The sequence below is a fragment of the Flavobacterium soyae genome (assembly GCF_045348165.1).
GTDB lineage: Bacteria > Bacteroidota > Bacteroidia > Flavobacteriales > Flavobacteriaceae > Flavobacterium > Flavobacterium soyae.
Genome location: NZ_CP150845.1, coordinates 2,571,172 through 2,595,718 on the forward strand (window position 1 = coordinate 2,571,172; position 24,547 = coordinate 2,595,718).

Sequence of the window (24,547 nt, forward strand, 5' to 3'; positions counted from 1 at the left end):
TTCACGCAGATTTTAATTATATCTAATTTAAAATTAAATCTGCGAAATCTGCTTGAAAAATTATTTAGATAAAGATTGAAAAATCATTTTAATCCTTTTAATCTGTGGCAAAAAAACTTTGTGACTTAGTGTCTTTGCAGCAGAAAAAAAACGCCTGTAAAAACAAAATCGTTTTATATATTTGAAATAAGGATAATTTTTGCATTATTTGCAAAATAAAACCATAACAACTGAATTAAATTAATTTATAATACAAAACATATATGGCATTTTCAAGTTTATTCCGAAAGAAAACAGTACAGGATATTCTGAAGCAAGTTGCTCAGAATGAATCAGATGGTCATAATGCACTAGGAAAACATTTGACTACCAAAGATTTAACTGCTTTTGGAATAGCGGCTATTGTTGGAGCGGGAATTTTTAGTACAATTGGAAAAGCCAGCGCAGACGGCGGCCCAGCTGTTATTTTCTTGTTCTTATTTACGGCTTTAGCATGTAGTTTTGCAGCATTTGCTTACGCCGAATTTGCCTCGATGGTTCCAGTTTCAGGAAGTGCTTACACCTATTCGTATGTAGCTTTTGGAGAATTAATTGCCTGGATTATCGGTTGGGCTTTAATTATGGAATATGCCGTAGGAAATATAACCGTCGCCATATCGTGGAGTGACTATTTTACGGGACTGCTCCAGAGCGGCGGCATTCACTTGCCACAATGGATTCAGATGGATTATTTAACCGCTTCAAACGGATTTAAAGATGCCGAAGCACTAATGCGTGGTGGAAAATCTTTTGAAAATTTAAGTGTCGCTTTGCAGCAGGCACACACAGCGTGGACAACTGCGCCAACTATTGGATCTTTTCATTTCGTTACCGATATACCTGCATTATTCATTATTATTTTAATTACAGCTTTGGTTTACAGAGGAATGAAAGAATCTCGTAACGCGAGTAACTTAATGGTTGTTGTAAAACTTTGTGTGGTGCTTTTAGTAATTGCTGTTGGTGTATTTTATGTAGATACAGCAAACTGGAATCCATTTGCTCCAAATGGAGTTGGCGGGGTTTTAAAAGGAGTTTCGGCTGTTTTTTTCGCTTATATTGGTTTTGACGCTATTTCGACAACTGCCGAAGAATGTAAAAACCCGCAGCGAGATTTACCTCGAGGAATGATGTGGGCGATTATTATTTGCACCATTTTATATATTGCTATTGCCTTGGTTTTAACCGGAATGGTAAAATACCGCGAATTAAATGTTGGAGATCCTCTTGCATTTGTTTTCGATAAATTAGATTTAAAATGGATGTCGGGAATTATTGCAGTTAGTGCAGTAGTAGCGATGGCGAGCGTTTTATTGGTTTTTCAAATGGGGCAGCCTCGTATCTGGATGAGTATGAGCCGTGACGGTTTACTGCCAAAGAAATTTTCTACTGTTCACCCAAAATTCAAAACTCCATCTTTTGCTACAATCGTAACAGGTTTTGTGGTAGCGATTCCAGCTTTATTTTTGAATTTGACAATGGTAACTGATTTATGCAGTATCGGAACTTTATTTGCTTTTGTATTGGTTTGTGCAGGAGTTTTGGTTTTACAAAACAAACCTGAAATTCCAAGAGGAAAATTCAAAACGCCTTATATTAACTCGAAGTTTATTCTTCCGGTTTTAATGATCGTTGGATTGTATTATGCTTTTGCTTTCAATAATAAAGCGACAATGGCTTTTATTAATAATGAGCCACAAATTTATGATGCTGCTTCAATCGTAACATCTTTGGATAAATCAGAATCTGAAAAAGTTTTCAAATATTTAGAAAGTATCGAAGTAAACAATAAAACTGCCGAAACTTCGGATTTAGAACATTTATTAGGACAATATCAAGACGACGAAGCGAAATATGCTGAGGTTGTAAAAGGTTTACCAATTGCAGATTCTGCTAAATATGAATCAGGATTTAGTTTATTCAAACACAAAATTCCAATGTGGATATTCTTATTCGTTTTGGTTGGACTAGCAGTTTGGGCTTTTAGAAAAAACCTTTCTTTAATTCCGCTTTTAGGATTAATCTGCTGTCTTTATATGATGGCCGAATTAAGCGTTTGGAACTGGATTTATTTTACAATCTGGTTAATCATCGGATTACTGATTTACTTTACTTACAGTAGAAAAAATAGTAAACTTAATACAGAAAATATAGGGTAAAATTAAAATTGAATACCATAGAAGCCGTTCTGAGTACTTCAGAACGGCTTTTTGCATTCTTGATATTTTATAGAAATATTCCTATGTTTTAAAAACGCTTTTCCTTAAGTTTGTTTCTAGTGAAATTTTAATTAGTAATACATGAGTTTTCTAGATAAAATATTGGGCAAAAAAGAAGCTCCAATACAATCTTATAATGATTTCTGGAATTGGTTTTCAGCAAATGAAAAAGCGTTTTTTAAAACCGTTCAAAGCGGAGAAAATATACATCAAGGTTTTTTTGATAAACTTGCCCCAAAGCTAGATGAAATGCACGAAGGAATTTATTTCCTTGCCGGAATGTTTGACGATCAGACAGCCGAATTGGTTTTAACGTCAGACGGAGCAATTAGAAATATTTATGCAATTGAGGAATTAGTTGCTAATGCCCCTAAAATTGAAGGCTGGAAATTTACAGCTCTAAAGCCGGCTTCAGATATCAATAATATAGGTATTACTTATCAGGATTTTGAGTTCAGTAAAGAAAACCTGAAATTTTACCCTCGCATTCATGAAGAGTATCCAGACGAAATTGATCTGGTAATTGTTTATGATCACTTTGTTGAAGAGAAAAAATCTAATATAGCTAACGGAGTATATATTTTTCTAGATAATTATTTGGGAGAACTGCATTCTGTAACTTTAATTGATAATTTGGTTGTTACAGGCCCAGAAAATGTTTCTGAAGAATTAATTCCGATCGAAAAATTAAAAGATTATTTAATTTGGAGAGAAAAGGAATTCGTCGAAAAATACGAAGGGACAAGACATAATACGGAGAATGATAGTTATGCTAATTTTGAAGGAAAAGGGAAGGATGGTTTGGTAGTTTTGGCATTAATAAATACAACGTTAATTGAGTGGGATAAAAAAGCGTCGCATCCGTGGATTTTTATTGTTGGAATTCCTTTTGAAGATTGTAACAACGGCGGATTGCCAGATGAAAGAACGTATAAATTGCTAGACGAAATAGAAGAGGAAATGATTCAAATTTTGCCAGATTCTGACGGGTTTTTAAATATTGGAAGAGAAACGGCAAACAATAAAAGAGAAATCTTTTTTACTTGCAAAGACTTTAGAAAACCAGCCAAAATTGCCGATGAGTTAATTAAAAAATACAGTGGGGTTTTTGAAATAAGCTACGAACTCTACAAAGATAAATACTGGCAGTCATTTAGACATTTTGAGCCGAGATAAATTGCAAAAAGCCGTTCTGGAATTATTCAGAACGGCTTTTTTATTAAAATTAATAATTTAATAGATTTATTTTTTCACAATCTTTTGCATTGTTTCTACGCCATTTTCTAAACGGATGGTAATAAAATACAATCCAGAGCTTAGACGGCTTACATCAATACTGCTTGTATTAGATTTTCCTTCCTGAACAATACTTCCTTGAGCAGAAATAATAGTGTAATTGCTTATTGCAATAGTAGAGTTTATAAGAAGTGTCTGATCTGCGGGATTAGGGTATAAACGAACAGCATAGGTTTCTTGTGCTTCTTCTTTATCAGCTACATTAATTGCCGTTTTTGCCGTACTTGCTCCCCATGTGTACGAGTAGCCATCAGTTTTACTTAATAAATCGGCAGTTTGATTTGCAGAACCGCTAGAGCCATTATTGAAAATAACATTGATCGATGTTGGTCCAGTGATGGTGTATTTGTAAAAACCATTTGTATCAGCTGTCATTGTTACACCTGGCCAAACAGCATTAGCAACACTTCCCGATGGAACAGCATTCCAATAATATACTTTTGGAGCAGAAGTCCAAGTTGTTGGAGGTTTAAAATATACTGTAAGTGTTGGAACTGCAGTAAAAGTGTAAGTTTCTGTTTTTACAGCTGATGAAACTCCAGACGTATTGACAACAAAAGCCTTTAAAGTTGTATTTGTAGTAAAAGCAAAAGATTTACTGCCAATTGCCGATGCAGAGTTTGTTGTTGGAGTTGTACCGTCTAAAGTATAATATAGGGTGGAAGACGTTTCGTTTGCGGTTAAAATAACATTGACAGTGGTTCCAGTTGTAAATGTTCCTCCTGGTTTAGAATTGGTGAAATCTGGAGCAATAACAGGACATCTGTTCGCAGGTTCAGCACTCAGCCAGCCAGAATCATAATATTTAATTCCTGCTGTAGTATTTAAATCTCCAGTTTTTAGATTTCCATCATTAAACAATAAATTCGAAGCGCTTACTGTTGACGGAAAAGTATATTTATACCAATCTCCACAATCTTGCGTCATTGCAACACCAGGATAAGTTACTGCGGGTGCAGTTCCTGTTGGCGACCAATAATAAATTTTAACTGAAGAACTCCAATTGGATGGTTTCTTAAAATAAACCGTAAAAGCAGCAGGAGTACTAAAAGTATAGGTTTCTGTTTTTATGGCAGAACTAACTCCCGCAGCATTCTTGACAAATGCTTTAAGTGTCGTTGTGCTTGTTATTGTAATTGCTTGTGAACCCACTGCAGAAGCAGAAGCTGTGGTAGGTTCTGTTCCATCAAGAGTATAATAAATTACAGAAGAGCTTTCGTTTGCTGTTAAAGTCAGATTTAAAGTGGTTCCTGTAGTGAAATTTCCACCTGCTTGCGAGAATGTGAAATCGGGAGCGACAGAAGGACATCTGTTTGCAGGTTCAGCACTTAGCCAACCGTTATCATAAAATTTGATTCCACCAGTTGAACTTAAATCACCTGTTTTTAGTGAACCATCATTAAACAATAAATTTGAAGCGCTTACTGTCGATGGGAAAGTATATTTATACCAGTCTCCACAATCTTGAGTCATTGCAACTCCAGGATAAGTTACGGCAGGAGCAGTTCCCGTTGGTGACCAATAATAAATTTTTACGGCAGAGTTCCAATTAGATGGTTTTTTAAAATAAACCGTAAATTCTGGAAGTGTACCAATAGTATATATTTTGGTTACAATATCAGATTGATTGCCGTCTTTATCTACTGCAAAAGCTTTAATTGTTGTAGTTTGCGTAATGTTGATTGTTTTTGTTGACTCCACAACTGGCGAAGCTGTTGTTGGAGTAGAACCATCAATTGTGTAATATAATTTTGGTTTTGGATCTGTGCTGTCTGTTGCTGTAATAGTTACATCTATAGCCGTAGTCGAATTTCCAGCATCTGGTGTAAAAGCAATTTTTGGTGCAACATCTAAGTTTTTTCCAACCCAAACGTGCTGAATTTTAGATTTAGTGGTATTTCCTTTTTTATCGGTCACTTCCACATAATAGTCTAATAATTTTTCTGATATTCCAGCAATTTCAGCAGAATATTGATTTGCTATTACATCTGGAAGCATGTATAAATCAGCTTGCGGATTATTGGTAACATTTCCTTTCGGGAAAACTCTTTCTGCCATAGGCAGCGTTATCCAGCTTCCTACTTCGCTTCCGCCAGCATAAGTTTCATTTTGATTGGAATTCAGATTGTTTTTTCCATCAGCATCAATTCTATATTTTAATTCCGCTCTTTCAATTCCGCTTACATCATAAGCAAAAGTATATACGGTAAAGTCGGCAGAGTTTAAGAAATCTTTATACGCATAAGGCGCTCCATATCCTTTTTCACCAGGATTATAAGGCCAGCGCTGCGGAATAAAAACAGATGGTTTTGTTGCATCAGCTCCTGGATGTGCATCTAAAGTTGGTTTTGCAAATTGCACGCATCTATTAACAGCAAGAGTTGTTTTTATTTCTAAATCTTCAGCTAGTCCATAATAAGCATTTCCACTGTCATAGCCAGCCATTAAAAAGTGCCATGCTTTTTCAGCAGGACTTACTGCAGCGGTTGGATTTACAATTTCGCTCATTCTAAGATTATTGCCTTCCAATTGCTCAGCCATAATTGCATGATTTTCTCCGGCAGTTGTTATCGCCTGATTCATCATATCTTCGGTCCAGCCATTTGGATTAAATTTTTTAGTAACCGGATCAAAGAAAGGCCAAAGCCAATTGGTAAACTGTGGATGTCCAAAATCTCCATCTGCGTTTACCCATGCGCCGTCTTCAACGTGTACAACCGCCGACTCTGGAACAGGATTATCGTATAAATATTGTGGAATTGTAGTTGCAATATTTCCATTAGCAGAAGATGCATGAGAAAAGCCCGTCACCGATTCGTTGTAATAAGACGATCCGCCGCCCCAGGCATTATCGCCATCATGAGCAAATAATACCAATGGCGGTCTTGGCGAAGTCGATGCTTTTGCCACAATTGGAGCAATTAAGGAAGTGCCTATTGCAGCATATCCATCTTCATAACTTTCGTAATCAGCCATTGGAACTACAGTGATTTTATATTCCTGAGCAGTTTCAGGATCAACATATTTCGCTTTATAAGGAAGATAAGAATAAGGTACGGCAAACTGTCCGCCACGGGCATCTTTTTGCGCAGAGAACCAAGTTCCTCCAAGAGTTTCTACCTGATCTGCTTTATTTGGAAGATCACACATGCTTCCGCCAGAGCCATATTTTATTGGATAATCGGCCAAAGTTCTTGACAAATGACTGTTGGCAATTACAGACCATTCGATGCCACATTCAGCTAAAGTTTTTATAATTCTTTCAGAAAAAGCACATTCTGCTGGCCAATATCCTTTAGAATCATGAGTTCCAAATAATTGAGCACTATAGTATTGATGTGCTTTTATCTCTTTCTTTAGAGCCTCGTCGCTCAATAAAGGAGAAAGCGCATGATGCATTGTAAAAGAAACCACCTCCATACGAGAAAATCCGCTTGAAGTTTTCCATCCTTTTGCGTCTTTGATATTCTGTGTCCAAGAATTCGAATATCCCCATTGATTTGCTTGTGCCAATTCATTGACATTTTCCATCAAAGAACCGCCGTAGGTAATTTGTGCTCCCGCTTTGCTTAAATCACGAATAGAATTAATAGCATTTTTTGGAGCAAATTGATAAGCGGCAACCCGATCGCCTGCTCCAAAAATTTCTTCGAGATTGTTAGTTGGGTGAGCCAATCCGTTTTTATCGTTATTGACACCCGAGACTTTCAAGTCTTGAGATTCTTTTACAATTTGGTATCGATTTGGATTTTTCTTACTTATATCTCCCCAATAAGTCGGTTGATGCAGATGCCATAAGTAAGAAGTATGCACTTGTGCTTGCAAAAAAGTAAAGGGAATGCATAAGGCATAAAACAAGAGTAGGTTTTTTTTCATAATTTCGGTTTAGTTGGTTAAATGGTTAAATTTCTGACAAAAGTATGTTTTATTAACACTTGAAATACCTAATAATTTGAAATCCAATTACTACAACGTTTTAGTGTTTAAAACTTTATCAGAAATAATGAGTTAAAAAACATTAATCGTAAAATTTGTTATTTTTTAATATGAAATTGATATTTGTAAATTTTAAACACTTGTAAATGAGTGTTTTTGGTAAATAAAAAATCCGCTTTGAGAAAGATCTCCAGCGGATTCAAAACAATCTAAAAAAATGTGCAAATTTATTTATTGAGAGATGTATTTTATTTATTGTGGATAATTTTTTCTCTCGCGGATTAAGCAGATTATTTTGCTAAAAAAAAGATCAGCCCCATCTGCTACATCTGCGAGGGGAAGTAAAAAAACTTAGAATCTTAGCAACTCAGAACCTTAGAATCTTTTTTTAAAACTCCAAGCTCTTTCATACAAGCTTTCATCATTTCGTAAGTACGTTGAATATCATTATCCAATCCGATAGAAAAACGGATTAAACCATTAGTTAGTCCCATTTCTTTTTGCTCTTCTAACGGAATCTCACTAGAAGTTGAAGTTCCAGGCGCGCTGAATAAGGTTTTATAAAAACCTAAACTTACCGCTAGATAACCTAGATTTCTTTCTTGCATTAACTCCATTAATTCATTGGCTTTTTCCAAAGAACCAACATCAATTGTCAGCATTCCGCCAAAACCATATTCCGGATTAATCATTGTTTTGTACAATTCATGACTCGGGTGACTTTTCAATCCAGGATAAACCGTTTTTAAGCCATCTTTTTCAAATTGATCGGCCAGAAAATGCGCATTATGGCTGTGCTGTTTAATTCTAATATGAAGTGTGCGAAGGTTTTTCATCACACTTGCAGAACGCAAACTATCCATTGTTGGGCCTAAAAGCATGCTTGCACCAGAATTTACATTTTTCAGAGAATTGATAAATTCTTTAGAAGCGCAAGTTACACCACCAACCGTATCGCTACTTCCGTTAATGTATTTTGTCAAACTATGAATCACAATATCAGCACCCAATTTAGCAGGAGAAACTGATAATGGCGAAAACGTATTATCAACAACCAATTTCAAATTGTGCTTTTTAGCAATTTTAGCTAAACCTGCAATATCAGCAACTTCCAATAACGGATTACTAACCGTTTCGCAATACAAAACTTTCGTATTTGGCGTAATTGCAGCTTCTACAATATCAAGTTTAGTAATGTCTACAAAGCTCGTTTCAATCCCGAATCTTGGTGTAAAGTTTTTCAGAAAAGCGTAAGTTCCGCCATAAATAGTTCGGCTCGAAACAATATGATCGCCCGCGCCGCACAATTGCAATAGAGTAGGTGTAATCGCTCCCATTCCCGAAGCCGAAACATTTGCCGTTTCTGTTCCTTCCATCGCAGCCAAAGCCTGATCCAAATACAAATTACTTGGCGAGGAATGGCGCGAATACAAATAACAGCCTTCCATATTACCTTCAAAAGTATCAAACATGGTTTTAGCTGAAAGAAAAGTATAAGTCGAAGAATCAGAAATCGATGGGTTTACGCCGCCAAATTCCCCAAAATATTGCAAATCCTGAATTTTATCTGCTGGGTTGAAGTTGTTCATTATAGTTAGTTTTTTTGTTTTGTTTCAAGTTTCAGGTTTCAAGTTGTTTGAACCTAGTGTTGATTTTTAGGAGCTATTCCTGCTATCCGTTCCAATCTTTTGTGCCTCCCGATAGCTATCGGGACCGGCACAAAAGGATTTCCACTTCTATCAGGGCCAGGACATTCATATTTCAAAAGAAATTCTATTCAAAATAAGATCTAATAAGAAAATTAATCAACTATAAAATGAAAAATTAGAATTTAAAACTATAAAAGTATATTTGTGCTGATTTTTAATCTAAATTTGATGTAAAAAACACAGTTGAATAGATTTTCTTTCTTTTGTGATAAACTATCAACCATCAACCAAAAACCATCAACTATAATGACTTTAGACGAAATAGATAAAAAACTCCTGGTTTTACTGCAAACTGATAGCAAAAAGACCAATAAAGAATTGTCCTTAAAACTTAATCTTTCGGTAACTGCTGTTTATGAAAGAATCAAAAAATTAGAACGAGAAGGAATAATAAAAAACTATGCTGCCTTAGTAGATAAATCCAAAATTGAAAAAGGATTTGTAGTTTTCTGCCATTTAAAACTCATTCAACATACTAAAGAATTCTTAACCAAATTCGAAAGCGAAGTCATAAAACTCAATGAAGTTCTAGAATGCCATCACGTAAGCGGCGATTACGATTATATTCTAAAAGTCTTAGTAAAAGATATGGAAGCTTACAGGGAATTTTTAGTAACTAAACTCACAAGTTTGCAGCATATAGGAAGTACACAAAGTATGTTTATGATTAGTGAGGTGAAGAATTCGACGGTGATTTCGTTTTAGAAGGTTCAAAGGCTCAAAGGTTCAGAGAAGCAAAGGAGCAAAGGTTTTTCTGTAGAGACGCACTGCAGTGCGTCTCACGTCCAGTTTGTCATCCTGAGGAACGAAGGATCACAAGCGAAACTCTACAAAGATTGGCGATTTTGCATGCGGAGCTCCTCGTGTGATCCTGATGACAAGCATGGGTATAAACTTTGTGCCTTTGCGTTTTTGCGAGATTAAAAAAAACAAAAACTTTGTGCTTTCGAGCCTTCGTGTCAAAAACAAGTTTTAACATAATTGAATCATTATAAAACTTAAATTTGAGTTTAAATACAAACAAAATGGAAACGAAGGAATTAAGACGCAAGCTTATAAAGGATTTTGGTAAAATCATTGATGACGATTCAAAATTAGAAATTTTGGAAAGCGTTTTTGATGCCATCAATCACGATGAAAAAGAGTCAATCGTTCCAGATTCACATTACAATAAAGTTGCTGAAGAAAGAGAAAAATATTTGTCTGGAGAAATAGAAGCAAGTACTTGGGAAGAAGCAGAGCAACGACTGAATGCTAAATATGGTTTTTAAAATCAAAATTTTACCATTGGCAGAAAAGAAATTGATGAATCTATTGAATTTTATGAAAGTAGAAGTAAAGGTTTAGGAAAACAATTTCTAACTTATTTAAAATCTTATCTAAAAGTTTTAAAAACTAATCCAGAATTATTTGAAATTAAAAAAAAGCCAGGTTATAGAGAAATGACGTTGGTTAAATTTCCATTTGTTATAATTTATGAGATTATTGGTGCTGAAATAATTATTTATTCAGTATTTCATACTTCAAGAAATCCAGAAAGAAAACCTTAGATTGAAGGTTCAAAGGTTCAGAGAAGCAAAGGAGCAAAGGTTTTTTTGTAGAGACGCACTGCAGTGCGTCTAACGTCCAGTTTGTCATCCTGAGGAACGAAGGATCACACTAGAAACTCCATAAAGTAATTCCGTAAAGCAAGTTGCCAATCTTTACAGAATCCCTCGTGTGATCCTTCGTTCCTCAGGATAACAAGCTTGAGTATAAATTTTGCGCCTCGACGTCTTTGCGAGACTAAAAAAAAATAAAAAAACTTTGTGTCTTAGAGCCTTCGTGGCAGAAAACCTTCCTCCAAAATTTCACACAAAAAACATTGAAAATTAAACTTTAAACAAAACTTTATTGCTTAATTTTGTAACCGCTAAAATAAAAACAAAATACTATGAGTTCATTTGACGTAGTCATTATAGGTTCAGGTCCTGGCGGATATGTATCAGCAATTCGTTGCGCACAATTAGGTTTCAAAACTGCAATTGTAGAAAAATATAATTCATTAGGCGGAACTTGCCTTAACGTAGGTTGTATTCCTTCAAAAGCATTATTATCTTCTTCTCACCATTATGCTGAAATTGCTCATTTTGCAGATCACGGAATTGAAGTTTCTGGTGATGTAAAAATCAATTTAGAGAAAATGATCGCACGCAAACAAGCCGTTGTAGATCAAACCGTAGGTGGAATTAACTACCTAATGGAAAAAAATAAAATTACTGTTTTCAATGGTTTAGGTTCTTTCGTAGACGCAACGCACATTGCAGTTGCAAAAGCTGACGGAACATCAGAAACTATCGAAGCAAAATATACTGTAATTGCTACAGGTTCTAAACCATCATCTTTACCATTCATCAAAATTGATAAAGAAAGAATCATCACTTCTACTGAAGCTTTAGCTTTAAAAGAAGTTCCAAAACATTTAGTTATCATCGGTGGTGGAGTTATCGGAATCGAGCTTGGACAAGTTTACTTACGTTTGGGAGCGCAAGTTTCTGTAGTGGAATTCATGGACAGAATCATTCCGGGAATGGACGGTTCCCTTTCAAAAGAATTGACTAAAGTGTTGAAAAAACAAGGAATGAAATTCTACGTTTCTCACAAAGTAAAATCAGTAGAAAGAAACGGCGATGCTGTTGTAGTTCAGGCTGAAAATGCAAAAGGAGAAACAATCACTTTAGAAGGAGATTATTCATTAGTTTCTGTCGGTCGTCGTCCTTACACAGACGGATTAAACGCTGACAAAGCCGGAGTTAAAATTTCAGAAAGAGGACAAGTAGAAGTAAACGATCATTTACAAACTAGCGTTCCTAATATTTATGCAATTGGTGACGTTGTTCGCGGGGCAATGTTAGCGCACAAAGCAGAGGAAGAAGGAGTAATGGTTGCTGAAATTTTAGCAGGTCAAAAACCGCATATCGATTATAACTTAATTCCTGGTGTAGTTTACACTTGGCCAGAAGTTGCTGCGGTTGGACAAACTGAAGAGCAATTGAAAGCTGCTGGAGTAAAATACAAATCTGGAAGTTTCCCATTTAAAGCTTTAGGACGTGCAAGAGCAAGTGCTGACTTAGACGGATTCGTAAAAATCTTGGCTGATGAGAAAACAGATGAGGTTTTGGGAGTTCACATGATTGGAGCGCGTACAGCCGATTTAATTGCTGAAGCGGTTACTGCTATGGAATTCAAAGCTTCTGCCGAAGATATTTCAAGAATGAGCCATGCGCATCCAACTTTCGCGGAAGCGGTAAAAGAAGCAGCATTGGCAGCGACAGAAAATAGAGCTTTACACGTATAATTTTTTACGTACAATCATATTTAAAAACCGTCAGGAATTATTTCTGATGGTTTTTTTATTTTACAGCAAATTTTAATGCCTAAAAAAATATAAACTTGGAGAAAAATTTTGTAAATTAGATGTGTAATTCAGATGTAATCTTTATGGTAATAAAAATATTACATCTTGATAACTAGATATATAGCTCCAGTTTTTGTTAGGAGCAAGAATCGCAATCTGTTTTTTATTCTTGCGGTTCTATTATTCCTAAAAAAGCTGCTGCAGTTACCAATTTTGATAAAGCCGGATATTTAAGATGGCATAAAATCGCATGATCAGATTACAATTGGGAAAGAAACTTAGATAATGTTACCGCCAAATATTCTCTCAACGATAACCGGTACCATTAGAGTCGATAATAAGGGCTATGGTGTCAAAAAAGACAAGTGGGAACAGAGCATCGGGAAAGCCAAATTTGTCAGAAAAGACAATGTTGGTATGCTCAAAGTCTCATTTTTTGGTCCTTTATTCAGGATGTAATGTTGTTGCAGCAAACAACGATTATAAACATACTCTTGTTGCGGGCGAAAGCTTAAATACATATGAATCTTTCTGGAGAAACTACAATGCCAGAAAGTATTAAAAACAGTTTTTCTTATCAAAACTCAGGAAATTAGAGTATATCATATTCAGACTTGGTTTGGGTAAAATACGATAAATCAAATTAAATAAAAAACCCGGCATTCTAAATGTCGGGTTTATTTGTTTTTATACGATAAATAATTAAGGCGTAAACACAGTTTTATAATTATCCCAATATCTGTAAATCAAGAATAAATTGCCTAGAAAAAGTAATCCGGCAATTGGCAGGCCTTCAGGCGTTAAAAAGTAATTGATAAACAAAATATTGATCGTAATTGGTAAAATCAGAATATTTGCCAAAGTCACAAAACGACCTGTTACAAATGAAAGACCACAAAGCAGCTCAACAGTTTTTGCTAACGGAAGCAAATAAGTTGAAGCAACTAAACCCATATTAAAAGCCTTAAAATTTCCTGTTGTTTCTGGTTCCGGCGCAAGTTTAAAAAAGAACGAAATAGAAGCAAACAGCAGAAGAAGGCCGATCAAAACGCGGACAATAATAGTAGCAATTTTCATAATACTTAGAATTTGAATAGGTTAAATGATATAATTAGTGTGCTGATAATACAAATCAATATTCTTCAAATAAAACGGAAATCTATTTTAAGTCTTATTTTATTGAGAATTTAACAATCAATAATATTCTACTTTGGGATTAGTTTAATGCTGTATCAAATATAATGATTTTTTTATTACGAAATTGTTGTTTTATTAACACTTTTCTTATTTTTTATAATATTTTTTATAAAGAAAGAATCCGCTGATTACAAGTAATATAATTGGCCAAAGATTAATGAAAAAAACTAATATTGCCTGCAAAATATACCATCCGCTTTTTAAAGCATCAATAATCTGGATTCCTAAATTAGGTTTGTACGCAGAACTGTCTTTTTCGCCCGCAGTTATTTCCTGTTTGATAGTTTCATTTTGATAAAGCTGTAAAGTAATTGTGCTGAAATTAACCTGGTCCTGCATCGATAAATTCTCAATGATGCGATTATCATTTTCTTCTTTTTGGTTAGCCAGCGTATTTTCGGCATCAATAACATCATTTATTTTTTTGCCTTTAGAATCAATGGCTTTTTCTACTCTTTTTTCGCTTACAGCACCTCTTTTTTGCGAAAGCTGATTGGCAAGTAACTTTATTGAAACATCATCGGCCTGTATTATTCTGTAATCTAAAAAGTCAATTTGTTTGGCAATAGTTTTAATAATGGTGTCGAGCTTTGTATTTGGAACACGAATTGTAATATTATTTTCTACTGAATATTTAGTAGTTTCAAGTGTACTGTCCTGGCTGATTTTAGTTTTAATCTGATCGTGAATGTTACTTTGTAAATTTGTATAAGTAACAAAACCGCCAAATTTTTGAACAGCATTTTCAATTGCGTAAGTAGATTTGACGACATTTTTAACTTTGAATTTAATATCAGCAGTTCGGATAAATTTCTGTTTGCTGTCTTTTTGTTCGACTGCTGCAGAAGATGAAATAGCAGTACTGTCTGCCGTCATTTTAGAATCTGCTGATTCCTCAGAAGCGTAATCTGCTTTTTTGCAGGAAAATAATAAAATAATAATAGTTAAGGCGGTCAAACCTAATTTTGCAGTTGTTTTCATAAATGTTTAAAATTTGATTAATGAATAAAATGTTTTGATGGTATTAATTTGTTTAATTTGTTAAAATGTTTGTGAATTAATATAAAACCGATGTACTAAAAAGCGTGCCAATAATTTTTATCGAATCTTTTATCGAAGGTCTTTTTTTGTTGTAATTTTGAAATTTAAAAATCCATTCATTTTTGAGAGTTTCTATTACCAAGCCTATTTCAAACCCGGAGCAGTTTAAACAACAGCTTTTAATCTGGGCACAGCAATTTCGTGAAGTCATTTTTTTAGACAGTAATTCTTATCCGCAGCGATATTCAAGTTTTGATTGTTTATTGGCTGTAGATGCTTTTACATCATTAAAAACTGATTTTCACAACGCTTTTGATGACTTAAAACAATATCAGCAAACCACAAGAGACTGGCTGTTTGGTTATTTATCTTATGATTTAAAAAATGATATTGAAGACTTAAAATCAAATAATTTTGATGGATTAGAATTTCCGGATTTGTTCTTTTTTCAGCCAAAAAAAATATTTGTATTAAAAGGAAATCAGCTTGAAATTCAATATTTGCTGCTTTGTGATGATGAGGTTGAAGATGATTTTAATGAGATAGTCGAAAGTCAAAAGTCAAAAGTCGAAAGTGCAGCATCTTTAAAAATTGAGCAGCGTATTTCCAGAGATTTATATGTTGAAAAAGTAACTAAAATGCTTGAACATATTCATAAAGGCGATATGTATGAAGCAAATTTTTGCATGGAATTTTTTGCCGAAAATGCAATAATTAATCCGTTAGAAAAATTTGAGAAACTGAATGAAATTTCGCAAGCACCATTTTCAGTTTTTTTCAAAAATCACAAACAATATTTACTTTCAGCTTCACCGGAACGTTATCTGAAAAAAGTGGGAGATAAAATTATTTCTCAGCCTATAAAAGGAACTTCAAAACGATTTTTAGATTCGGCAGAAGATCAAAAATCAAGAGAATTCCTCGAATCTGATGCAAAAGAACGTGCCGAAAATATTATGATTACAGATTTAGTTCGGAACGATTTATCACATACAGCACAAAAAGGTTCTGTTGAAGTTGAAGAACTTTGCAAAATCTATTCTTTCTTGCAGGTTCATCAAATGATTTCGACCATAACGTCAAAATTAGATCCTGAATATTCTCCGGCAGACGTTTTAAAAACAACTTTTCCAATGGGAAGTATGACAGGTGCGCCAAAGATTTCGGTTATGAAAATCATCGAAAACCTGGAAGAAACCAAACGCGGACTTTACAGCGGTGCTGTTGGTTATTTCACACCAGAAGGTGATTTTGATTTCAATGTCGTTATTCGAAGTATCTTATACAATCAGGAAAAGCAATACGCTTCATTTTCAGTAGGAAGCGCCATAACATCCCTTTCAATTCCCGAAAAAGAATACGAAGAATGTCTATTAAAAGCTAAAGCAATGCACAAAGTTTTACAGTAAAGAAGGTTTGCCACGAATTAAACAAATTTCCACTAATTTTTTTTCTTCAATTTGATGTAAAAAAATATAGCCACAGATTTAAAGGATTAAAAAGATTTTTTTTGTTTCACGCAGATTCTGCAGATTTAATTTAAAATTTAGAAATAAATCATTTTAATCCTTTAAATCTGTGGCAAAAAACTACTCAATCTGAATGAAAATAATTCGTGAAAATTTGCGTAATTCGTGGCAAATAAAAAAAATCACCGCTTAACATTTCATTTAAAAATAGATAAAATTTAATTTGTTACTTTTATCAAATGCTTTCAAAATTTCAAAATCATATCGCATCCAGATTTCCATTTTTAGTCGAGAAAAAGCTTTTTCTTGCTGTTAGCGGGGGCTTAGACAGTATGGTTTTACTACATTTATTGAAACAATTGCCGTATGAAATTGCTGTTTTGCATTGCAATTTCCAGCTTCGCGGTTTAGAAAGTTTCGGAGATCAGAATTTTATTCAGGAATATTGCGATCAAAATAATATTCCCGTTTTTATAACGCAGTTTGATACCGAAGCTTTTGCAAAAGATTATAAACTTTCTACTCAGGTTGCCGCGCGGGAACTTCGTTACAATTGGTTTTATGAACTTCTGGAAGAAAAAAAATTCGATTATATCTTAACAGCGCATCATGCAGATGATAATCTGGAAACTTTTATTATTAATCTAACCCGCGGAACAGGATTAGAAGGATTAACCGGAATTCCAGAAGAAAATGATAAAATAATACGTCCGCTTCTGCCATTTTCAAGAGAAGAAATTCTGAAATATGCCGAAGAAAATAATATAAAATGGAGAGAAGACAGCAGCAATGCATCTAATAAATATTTGCGAAATAAAATTCGCCACGATTTAGTTCCCATTCTTAAAGAAATCAATCCCAATTTTTTAAACGCATTTCAAAAAACACAATCGTATCTGCAGGAATCGCAGGTTATGGTTGAAGATGCGTCGATTATGATTTATCAGCAGGCTGCAAAAGAAGTTGGAGAGGATATTTATTTTGATTTGAATCAGCTAAAAAAACTTTCGAATTATAAATCGTATTTGTACCAATGGCTGAATGAATTTGGCTTTTCGGCGTGGAATGATATTTATGATTTAGTTGATGGACAATCAGGAAAACAGGTTCTTTCGGAAGAATTTAGATTGCTGAAAAATCGGGAAACATTGATTTTAAGCCCGATTTTAGAAATATCTGAAAAAGAAGAATTTCAAATCGATGCGAATGATACAGAAGTTAATTTTCCCTTAAAATTGAGACTTTGTAACGTTGATCACATAAGTATAGATTCAAATAGAACTATATTTGTGGACGCCGAAAAAATCGGGTTTCCTTTGGTTTTGCGCAGATGGAATGAAGGAGATGTTTTTCAGCCTTTTGGAATGAACGGAAAGTCTAAAAAAGTGAGCAAACTTTTTAAAGACGAAAAACTATCACTGATCGAAAAGGAAAAAACATGGATTTTAACATCTGATAATCAAATCGTATGGGTTGTTGGAATTAGGCAGGATGAACGTTTTAGAATAAAAAACACCACAAATAAAATACTTAAAATAGAATTGCAATAATGAACTTTAATCAAAACCATCAAATGATATTTGCTAAAAATATCTGGAATAAAATCACTGTCTTTTTTCTGTTTTTCTTTTTTGCTTTGGCGGGTAATGCTCAAATTTTAGAGCCTGTAAAATGGAGTTCTAAAATTGAAAAAAAAGGAAATAATGCCGTTTTAATTTTTGACGGTACGATTGAAAAAGACTGGCATATGTATTCGCAATTCACTCCAGAAGGCGGACCGCTTGCATTAGAAATAGTCTTTAAAAATCAAAAAGGAAACTATGAATTAATTGGCAAAGCCAAAGAAGGTAAAACCAGAACTGCTTTTAATGATGTTTTTGGTGTAAATGAAACTTTCTTTGAAGGAAAAGCGCATATCGAGCAGGAAATTAAAATTATTAACCCGAATCTAAAAACGGTTGATGTAGATTTTGATTTTCAGGTTTGTAAAGATGTTTGTATCAATTCAAATAAGAAATTTTCTATTGCAGTTCCTTCAACCTTTAAAATGGAAGAAGTTCCGGTTATAGCACCAGCGCAATTAGACGAAACTAAAAGAACTGGTTTAGCAATTGATACCGTTAAAAAAGAAGCAGAAGTAACGAAAGATCAAAAAGTAAAAGCAGAAACTGAAAAAGAGATAAATGAAGAAATTCCTGCTCCGGCACCAGCCAGAAGTTTGTGGTCGATCTTTTTTATTGCGTTTTTATCAGGATTTGCAGCCTTGCTGACACCTTGTGTATTTCCGATGATTCCTATGACAGTAAGTTTCTTTACAAAACAAAGCAAAAGCAGAGCAAAAGGAATTAGAAATGCTATTATTTACGGATTTTCTATTATCGCTATTTATGTAATTTTAGGGCTTATTGTTACTAAAATATTTGGTGCTGATGCCTTAAATGCATTGTCGACAGATGTTTGGTTTAACCTTATTTTCTTTGTGATCTTAATCATTTTTGCCACTTCATTTTTAGGGGCTTTCGAAATCATGCTTCCAAATTCATGGGCAAATAAAGCAGACCAGCAGGCAGATAAAGGTGGAATAATTGGAATATTATTCATGGCTTTGGCTTTGGCAATTGTATCATTTTCATGTACTGGGCCAATTGTTGGAACTTTATTGGTTGAAGCGGCTTCAAACGGAGGAATTGCTCCAATTGTTGGAATGTTAGGATTTTCATCGGCATTAGCTTTACCTTTTATGTTGTTTGCTTTGTTTCCGGGCTGGTTAAATTCATTACCAAAATCTGGCGGATGGTTAAACACTGTAAAAGTTGTTCTAGGATTTTTAGAATTAGCATTGGCATTTAAATTTTTATCAAATGCCGATTTGGTTTTACAATTGCATTTCTTAGAAAGAGAAGTTTTTATTGCAATTTGGATTGCTATTTTCGCTGCATTGACTTTATATTTATTCGGAAAAATTACTTTGCCTCATGATAGTCCGTTACAGCATATTTCTGTTGGAAGATTGTATTTAGGATTACTTACTTTAGTATTTACAATGTATTTAATTCCCGGACTTTGGGGAGCACCATTGAAATTAATCAGCGCATTTCCGCCGCCGCCGCAATATAGCGAAAGCCCGTTTGGAGTAGGAGGATCTGGTAATTCAGGTTTGAGTACTGATGTAAAAGGACTTCCTGAAGGAGCAGAATTAGGCCCGCATGGTATTATGGTTTTTCACGATTACGAAGACGGATTAGCGTATGCAAAAGAAATCCATAAACCAATCATGCTTGATTTTACAGGTTATGCCTGCGTAAACTGCAGAAAAATGGAAAACAATGTTTGGTCTGAACCAACGATTTTACCAATCTTAAAAAATGATGTTGTTTTGATTTCTCTTTATGTTGATGATAAACGCGAATTGCCAAAAGAAGAGCAATTTGTAACTGCTGCCGGAGACAAAATCATTACAGTTGGTGATAAATGGACAGATTTTATGATCTCTAAATATAAAACCAATACACAGCCTTTATATGTAATTACTGACTTAGAAGGTAATAATCTGCACACTTCTAAACCAACAATTAGTTATGTAAGTGCTGCAGAATATTTGAAGTGGTTAAAAGAAGGAATAGCGAACTTTAAGTAAGTTATGAATTGTGAGTTATGAATTAAGAGATATTCTAATTTTTAATTGCTGGCGATTCAAAATATCAGCACCTTCAAAAACATAGCCCGTGGTTTCAACCACGGGAACGTAATCAATATCAAACCTCTATTCTATGCGTCCCGTGGTTGAAACCCGGGCTATGTTTTAAGAAGTTTGTCTTTAGATATTTGTCGATATGAAGCTTTAATCTAAAATCTACACTCTAAAATCTAAAATATTTAAAAGGTTAATTCAAACAAAAAAGCACTCTAAAATATATAGAGTGCTTTTTTTATCAGCAAGTAGTATATAAAAATTAATTTCTTATAAGAATTCTCCGTGTTGAGAGATATCTAAACCTAATTCTTCTTTTTCTTCAGTAACTCTTAGAGGAGTAATTTTATTTACAATGAAGAATAAAATATAAGAACCTACAAAAGCGAAGATTGAAACTATAACTAAAGCAGTTAATTGGTTGATAAATAAAGTTGGAGTTCCGAAGATTAAACCTTGATTATCTCCAACAACAGGGTTAATAGCTTTTGAAGCAAAAACTCCAGTTAATAACATACCTACCATACCACCTACACCGTGACAAGCAAATACATCCAGAGCATCGTCGATTTTTCCTTTAGGGAATTTGCTTACTACAAGGTTACTTACAATTGCAGCAAATGAACCAATGAAGATTGCGTGAGAAATACTAACGAAACCTGCTGCAGGCGTAATTGCAACAAGACCTACAACAGCTCCAATACAAGCTCCAAGTGCAGATAATTTGTGTCCTAAAATTTTATCAAGGAAAACCCAAGCCATTGCAGCAGCAGCAGCAGCAACTGTAGTAGTTCCTAAAGCCTGTACAGCTAAACCATTTGATCCTAATGCAGATCCTGCGTTAAAACCAAACCATCCAAACCATAGTAAACCTGTTCCTAATAATACATAAGTAATTCTCGCAGGGTTAACTTTTTGAATTTTTCTTTTTCCTAAAAAGATTGCTCCGGCTAATGCAGCCCATCCAGCACTCATGTGTACAACAGTTCCACCAGCGAAGTCAAGAACTCCCATTTTAAAGAAAACTCCATCAGGATGCCAAGTCATGTGACATAAAGGTGAATATATAAATATAATGAATAAAACCATGAACAATAAATAAGCCCAGAAACGTACACGTTCTGCAAATGCACCTGTAATTAATGCAGGAGTAATGATGGCGAATTTTGCTTGAAATAATGCGAATAACATAAACGGAATTGTTGGTGCAAGGCTCCATGCTGTACTTGTTCCAACACCTTCAAAGAATAAATTAGTAGATGGATTTCCGATAATTCCTCCAATTGTAGGGCCAAAAGCTAATCCAAAAGCAACAACAACCCATAAAATTGTAACAATTACCATTGCCATAAAACTTTGAAGCATAGTACTGATAACGTTTTTCTTACCTACCATACCTCCGTAGAAAAATCCTAATCCCGGAGTCATTAACAATACAAAAGCAGTTGCAACGATCATCCAAGCCGTATCTCCTGTATCAAACTTTACAGCTTCTGCCGGAATTGGATTATCGGCGATGATGAAATTCGATATAAAGGTTAGTACCAAAATAGTGATAAGAATCACACTTAAAATAATTTTTCGCATAGTTATTTAGTTTTAAAATTTTTGATAAAAGTATAAAATGATTTAATACCCCCTAATAAAATAGAGTCTAATGTTTAATTTTTGTTAATTTTTAAATTTAACCCCCTCAATTTTAAAACTATTTGTTAAAACAGACTTAAAATTTACATTTTGGCAGCGTTTTTTTTTACTTGGTTTTCAAATCGAATATTTTTCCTATTTTTTTAATACACTTTTTTGAGTTAAACTTGTTGTTTGTTATCTAAAAACATCTAATTGTGTTTTTTTGTTGAAGTAAATATAATGTTTTTAACACTTTTTATAATTAAAATTTAAGAATGAAAAATAAAAAAATAAAGTGGGGAATAATTGGTTTGGGAAATATTGCTCATCAATTTGCCACAGATTTATTATTAGCAGCAGATGCAGACTTGCTTGCCGCTGCTTCACGGGATATTTTGAAAGCTGATGAATTTGCAGCAAAATACAATGCAGCAAAAGCATACGACTCTTATGAAGCTCTTTTTGCAGACCAGGAAGTTGATATTGTTTATATAGCAACGCCTCACGATTCGCATGCCGAATTGTCTATAAAAGCATTGGAAAGCGGTAAACATGTTTTATGCGAAAAACCAATTGCACTTTCTTATAAAGATGCAGAACGTATGATTGAGGCTTCTAAAAAACATAATAAATTTTTTATGGAAGCTTTCTGGACACGTTTTATTCCAGCTGTTCAGGATGTTTTGGCAAAAGTTGAAAGTGGAATTATTGGCGAAGCAAATTATATAAAAGCCGATTTTGCTTTTATAGGAAATGATGCAGGAGAAAGCCGGCTTTTTGATAAAAACCGCGGCGGCGGCGCATTGTTTGATATTGGTGTTTATCCATTATTTTTCTCCTATATAGTATTCGGAATTCCAAAAGAGATAATTGCAAAAGCTGTTTATCATAAAAATGGAATTGATTTACAAACTTCAATGATTTTGCAGTATGATAAAGCGCAGGCAGTTTTACATTCTTCTATAGTTTCAGAATCTGATATGAAAGCTATTATCGGTGGAACAAAAGGCCGAATCGAATTAAATTCGCCGTGGTTTATGGCTGATGGGTATTCTGTTTTTAAAAATGAACAAGAAGTTGTTTATAATTTGCCAACTTTAGGGAAAGGATATGCACATGAAATAATAGAGTGTAATAATTGTGTCAGAAATAATCAAATCGAAAGTAAACTTTGGTCACATCAAAATAGTTTGGATTTGAGTAGAATGGTTGAAGAAATTAAAACCCAAATTAAGCTTCCATTTTAGAGCCTTTTATTTGTAATAAAATATTTACATTTAATAATTTTTTTCATTAGTTTTAAAAACAATTAATGAAAGGAATATTATGTTAGTAAAAGTTTACGGAAGTGCTGTTTTTGGAGTTGAAGCCACAACGATTACGATCGAGGTTCATATGGATAAAGGTATTGGTTATCATTTAGTTGGTCTTCCGGATAATGCCATTAAAGAAAGCAGTTACCGAATAGCGGCAGCTCTCAAAAATAATAATTTAAGTTTTCCCGGAAAAAAAATCACCATAAATATGGCACCCGCCGACCTTCGAAAAGAAGGTTCGGCTTATGATCTGCCTCTTGCAATGGGAATTTTAGTAGGTTCAGATCAGATAAAAGCACCGGAAATTGAACAATATATTATTATGGGTGAACTTTCTCTTGACGGAAGTTTACAGCCTATTCGCGGTGCTTTGCCCATTGCCATAAAAGCAAAAGAAGAAGGTTATAAAGGTTTTTTTCTGCCTATTCAAAATGTAAAAGAAGCTGCAATTGTTGCCGGTTTAGATGTTTACGGCGTTTCGAATCTGCAGGAAATTATTGATTTTTTTGCTGGAAAAGGGATTCTTGAACCAACTTTAATTGATACAAGAGTTGAATTTTACAAAACCTTAGATTTTCCAGAATTTGATTTCTCAGACGTTCGCGGACAGGAAAGCATAAAACGCTGTATGGAAATCGCGGCAGCAGGCGGACATAACATTATTTTAATTGGTCCGCCCGGAGCCGGAAAAACAATGCTCGCCAAACGTGTTCCAAGTATTTTACCGCCAATGACTTTGCGCGAAGCACTTGAAACGACTAAAATTCACAGCGTTGCCGGAAAATTGAAAGAAGTTGGGTTAATGAATCAGCGCCCGTTTAGAAGTCCGCACCATACAATTTCTAATGTTGCTTTGGTTGGAGGTGGAAGTTATCCACAGCCGGGCGAAATCTCGATGGCGCACAACGGCGTTTTGTTTTTAGATGAATTGCCGGAATTTAAACGTGATGTTTTAGAAGTAATGCGTCAGCCGCTTGAAGATCGAGAAGTAACTATTTCGAGAGCTAAATTTACGGTTACATATCCGTCATCATTTATGCTGGTGGCGAGTATGAACCCAAGTCCGAGTGGATTTTTTAATGATCCAAGTATGCCCAATACTTCATCGCCGCACGAAATGCAGCGTTATATGAGTAAAATTTCAGGTCCGCTTTTAGACCGAATAGATATTCATATCGAAGTTACTCCGGTTCCGTTTGATAAACTGGCAGACGACCGCAAAGCCGAAAGCAGTGTAGAAATTCGTAAACGTGTAACTGCTGCGCGCGAAATCCAAACGAAACGTTTTGAGGAGGTCGAAAACATCCATTACAATGCACAAATGAGCAGCAAGTTAATTCGCGAATATTGTGCATTAGATGAACAATCAAAAGAACTTTTAAAAAATGCCATGGAACGTTTAAACCTTTCTGCAAGAGCATATGACAGGATTTTGAAAGTTGCCAGAACTATTGCGGATTTAGATAATGCTCCAGTTGTGATTTCGCAGCATATTGCGGAGGCTATTCAATATCGAAGTTTGGACCGTGAGGGATGGCTTGGATGATTTTAGATTTCGGATTTTAGATTGTAAATGTATTGGACACAAAGTATTGTCATTCCGAGGAA

16 protein-coding genes are annotated in these 24,547 nt (G+C 34.5%); 11 read left to right on the plus strand and 5 right to left on the minus strand.

What is annotated here, in order from left to right; translation table 11 throughout:
- The first annotated feature begins 263 nt into the window (after positions 1–263).
- Complete coding sequence (locus AABD74_RS10990; protein ID WP_406845557.1) at positions 264–2,198, plus strand: amino acid permease; 1,935 nt, start codon at positions 264–266, stop codon at positions 2,196–2,198.
- A 141-nt stretch (positions 2,199–2,339) separates the two neighbouring features.
- Entirely contained in the window at positions 2,340–3,434 is a 1,095-nt protein-coding gene (locus AABD74_RS10995; protein WP_406845558.1) for a DUF695 domain-containing protein, read from the plus strand.
- A gap of 66 nt (positions 3,435–3,500) precedes the next feature.
- On the opposite strand, the gene AABD74_RS11000 is transcribed toward AABD74_RS10995, so the two are convergent.
- Complete coding sequence (locus tag AABD74_RS11000; RefSeq protein ID WP_406845559.1) at positions 3,501–7,430, minus strand: starch-binding protein; 3,930 nt, start codon at positions 7,428–7,430, stop codon at positions 3,501–3,503.
- A gap of 419 nt (positions 7,431–7,849) precedes the next feature.
- Entirely contained in the window at positions 7,850–9,079 is a 1,230-nt protein-coding gene (locus AABD74_RS11005) for an aminotransferase class I/II-fold pyridoxal phosphate-dependent enzyme (protein WP_406845560.1), read from the minus strand.
- 366 nt (positions 9,080–9,445) lie between these two features.
- On the opposite strand from AABD74_RS11005, the gene AABD74_RS11010 reads away from it, so the two are divergent.
- From AABD74_RS11010 to lpdA, 4 genes are all read left to right on the plus strand, one after another.
- Positions 9,446–9,904 (plus strand): Lrp/AsnC family transcriptional regulator, encoded by a 459-nt coding sequence (locus AABD74_RS11010; protein ID WP_053471104.1) that lies wholly within the window; start codon positions 9,446–9,448, stop codon positions 9,902–9,904.
- Between the two features lie 320 nt (positions 9,905–10,224).
- Positions 10,225–10,470 carry a hypothetical protein gene (locus AABD74_RS11015; protein WP_232681160.1) on the plus strand — a complete coding sequence of 82 codons (246 nt, stop codon included), beginning with the start codon at positions 10,225–10,227 and terminating at the stop codon, positions 10,468–10,470.
- A gap of 30 nt (positions 10,471–10,500) precedes the next feature.
- Complete coding sequence (locus tag AABD74_RS11020; RefSeq protein WP_406845635.1) at positions 10,501–10,749, plus strand: type II toxin-antitoxin system RelE/ParE family toxin; 249 nt, start codon at positions 10,501–10,503, stop codon at positions 10,747–10,749.
- Positions 10,750–11,132: 383 nt separating this feature from the next.
- Entirely contained in the window at positions 11,133–12,536 is a 1,404-nt protein-coding gene (lpdA, locus tag AABD74_RS11025) for a dihydrolipoyl dehydrogenase (RefSeq protein ID WP_406845561.1), read from the plus strand.
- A gap of 762 nt (positions 12,537–13,298) precedes the next feature.
- Here the strand turns inward: lpdA and AABD74_RS11030 are convergent.
- The gene (locus AABD74_RS11030) at positions 13,299–13,673 is read right to left on the minus strand and encodes a DoxX family membrane protein (RefSeq protein ID WP_232681163.1); all 375 of its coding nucleotides are present in this window, start codon (positions 13,671–13,673) and stop codon (positions 13,299–13,301) included.
- A gap of 207 nt (positions 13,674–13,880) precedes the next feature.
- Positions 13,881–14,774 (minus strand): DUF4349 domain-containing protein, encoded by an 894-nt coding sequence (locus tag AABD74_RS11035; RefSeq protein WP_232681164.1) that lies wholly within the window; start codon positions 14,772–14,774, stop codon positions 13,881–13,883.
- A gap of 182 nt (positions 14,775–14,956) precedes the next feature.
- Here AABD74_RS11035 and AABD74_RS11040 point away from each other — a divergent pair, with 182 nt between their 5' ends.
- The 3 genes from AABD74_RS11040 (at position 14,957) to AABD74_RS11050 (ending at position 19,940) form a co-directional block, all read left to right on the plus strand.
- Entirely contained in the window at positions 14,957–16,243 is a 1,287-nt protein-coding gene (locus AABD74_RS11040) for an anthranilate synthase component I family protein (RefSeq protein WP_406845562.1), read from the plus strand.
- Positions 16,244–16,542: 299 nt separating this feature from the next.
- Positions 16,543–17,853, plus strand: coding sequence for a tRNA lysidine(34) synthetase TilS (tilS, locus tag AABD74_RS11045; RefSeq protein ID WP_406845563.1), 1,311 nt, complete (start codon positions 16,543–16,545; stop codon positions 17,851–17,853).
- On the plus strand, positions 17,853–19,940 hold the full coding sequence (locus AABD74_RS11050) for a cytochrome c biogenesis protein CcdA (RefSeq protein WP_406845564.1): 2,088 nt from the start codon (positions 17,853–17,855) through the stop codon (positions 19,938–19,940). Before tilS ends, AABD74_RS11050 begins: the two co-directional genes overlap by 1 nt.
- 324 nt (positions 19,941–20,264) lie before the next feature.
- On the opposite strand, the gene AABD74_RS11055 is transcribed toward AABD74_RS11050, so the two are convergent.
- Entirely contained in the window at positions 20,265–21,581 is a 1,317-nt protein-coding gene (locus AABD74_RS11055; RefSeq protein WP_232681169.1) for an ammonium transporter, read from the minus strand.
- 317 nt (positions 21,582–21,898) lie between these two features.
- On the opposite strand from AABD74_RS11055, the gene AABD74_RS11060 reads away from it, so the two are divergent.
- Positions 21,899–22,870, plus strand: a complete 972-nt coding sequence (locus AABD74_RS11060; protein ID WP_406845565.1) for a Gfo/Idh/MocA family protein — start codon at positions 21,899–21,901, stop codon at positions 22,868–22,870.
- 79 nt (positions 22,871–22,949) lie between these two features.
- The gene (locus AABD74_RS11065; RefSeq protein WP_406845566.1) at positions 22,950–24,485 is read left to right on the plus strand and encodes a YifB family Mg chelatase-like AAA ATPase; all 1,536 of its coding nucleotides are present in this window, start codon (positions 22,950–22,952) and stop codon (positions 24,483–24,485) included.
- Positions 24,486–24,547 lie beyond the last annotated feature (62 nt).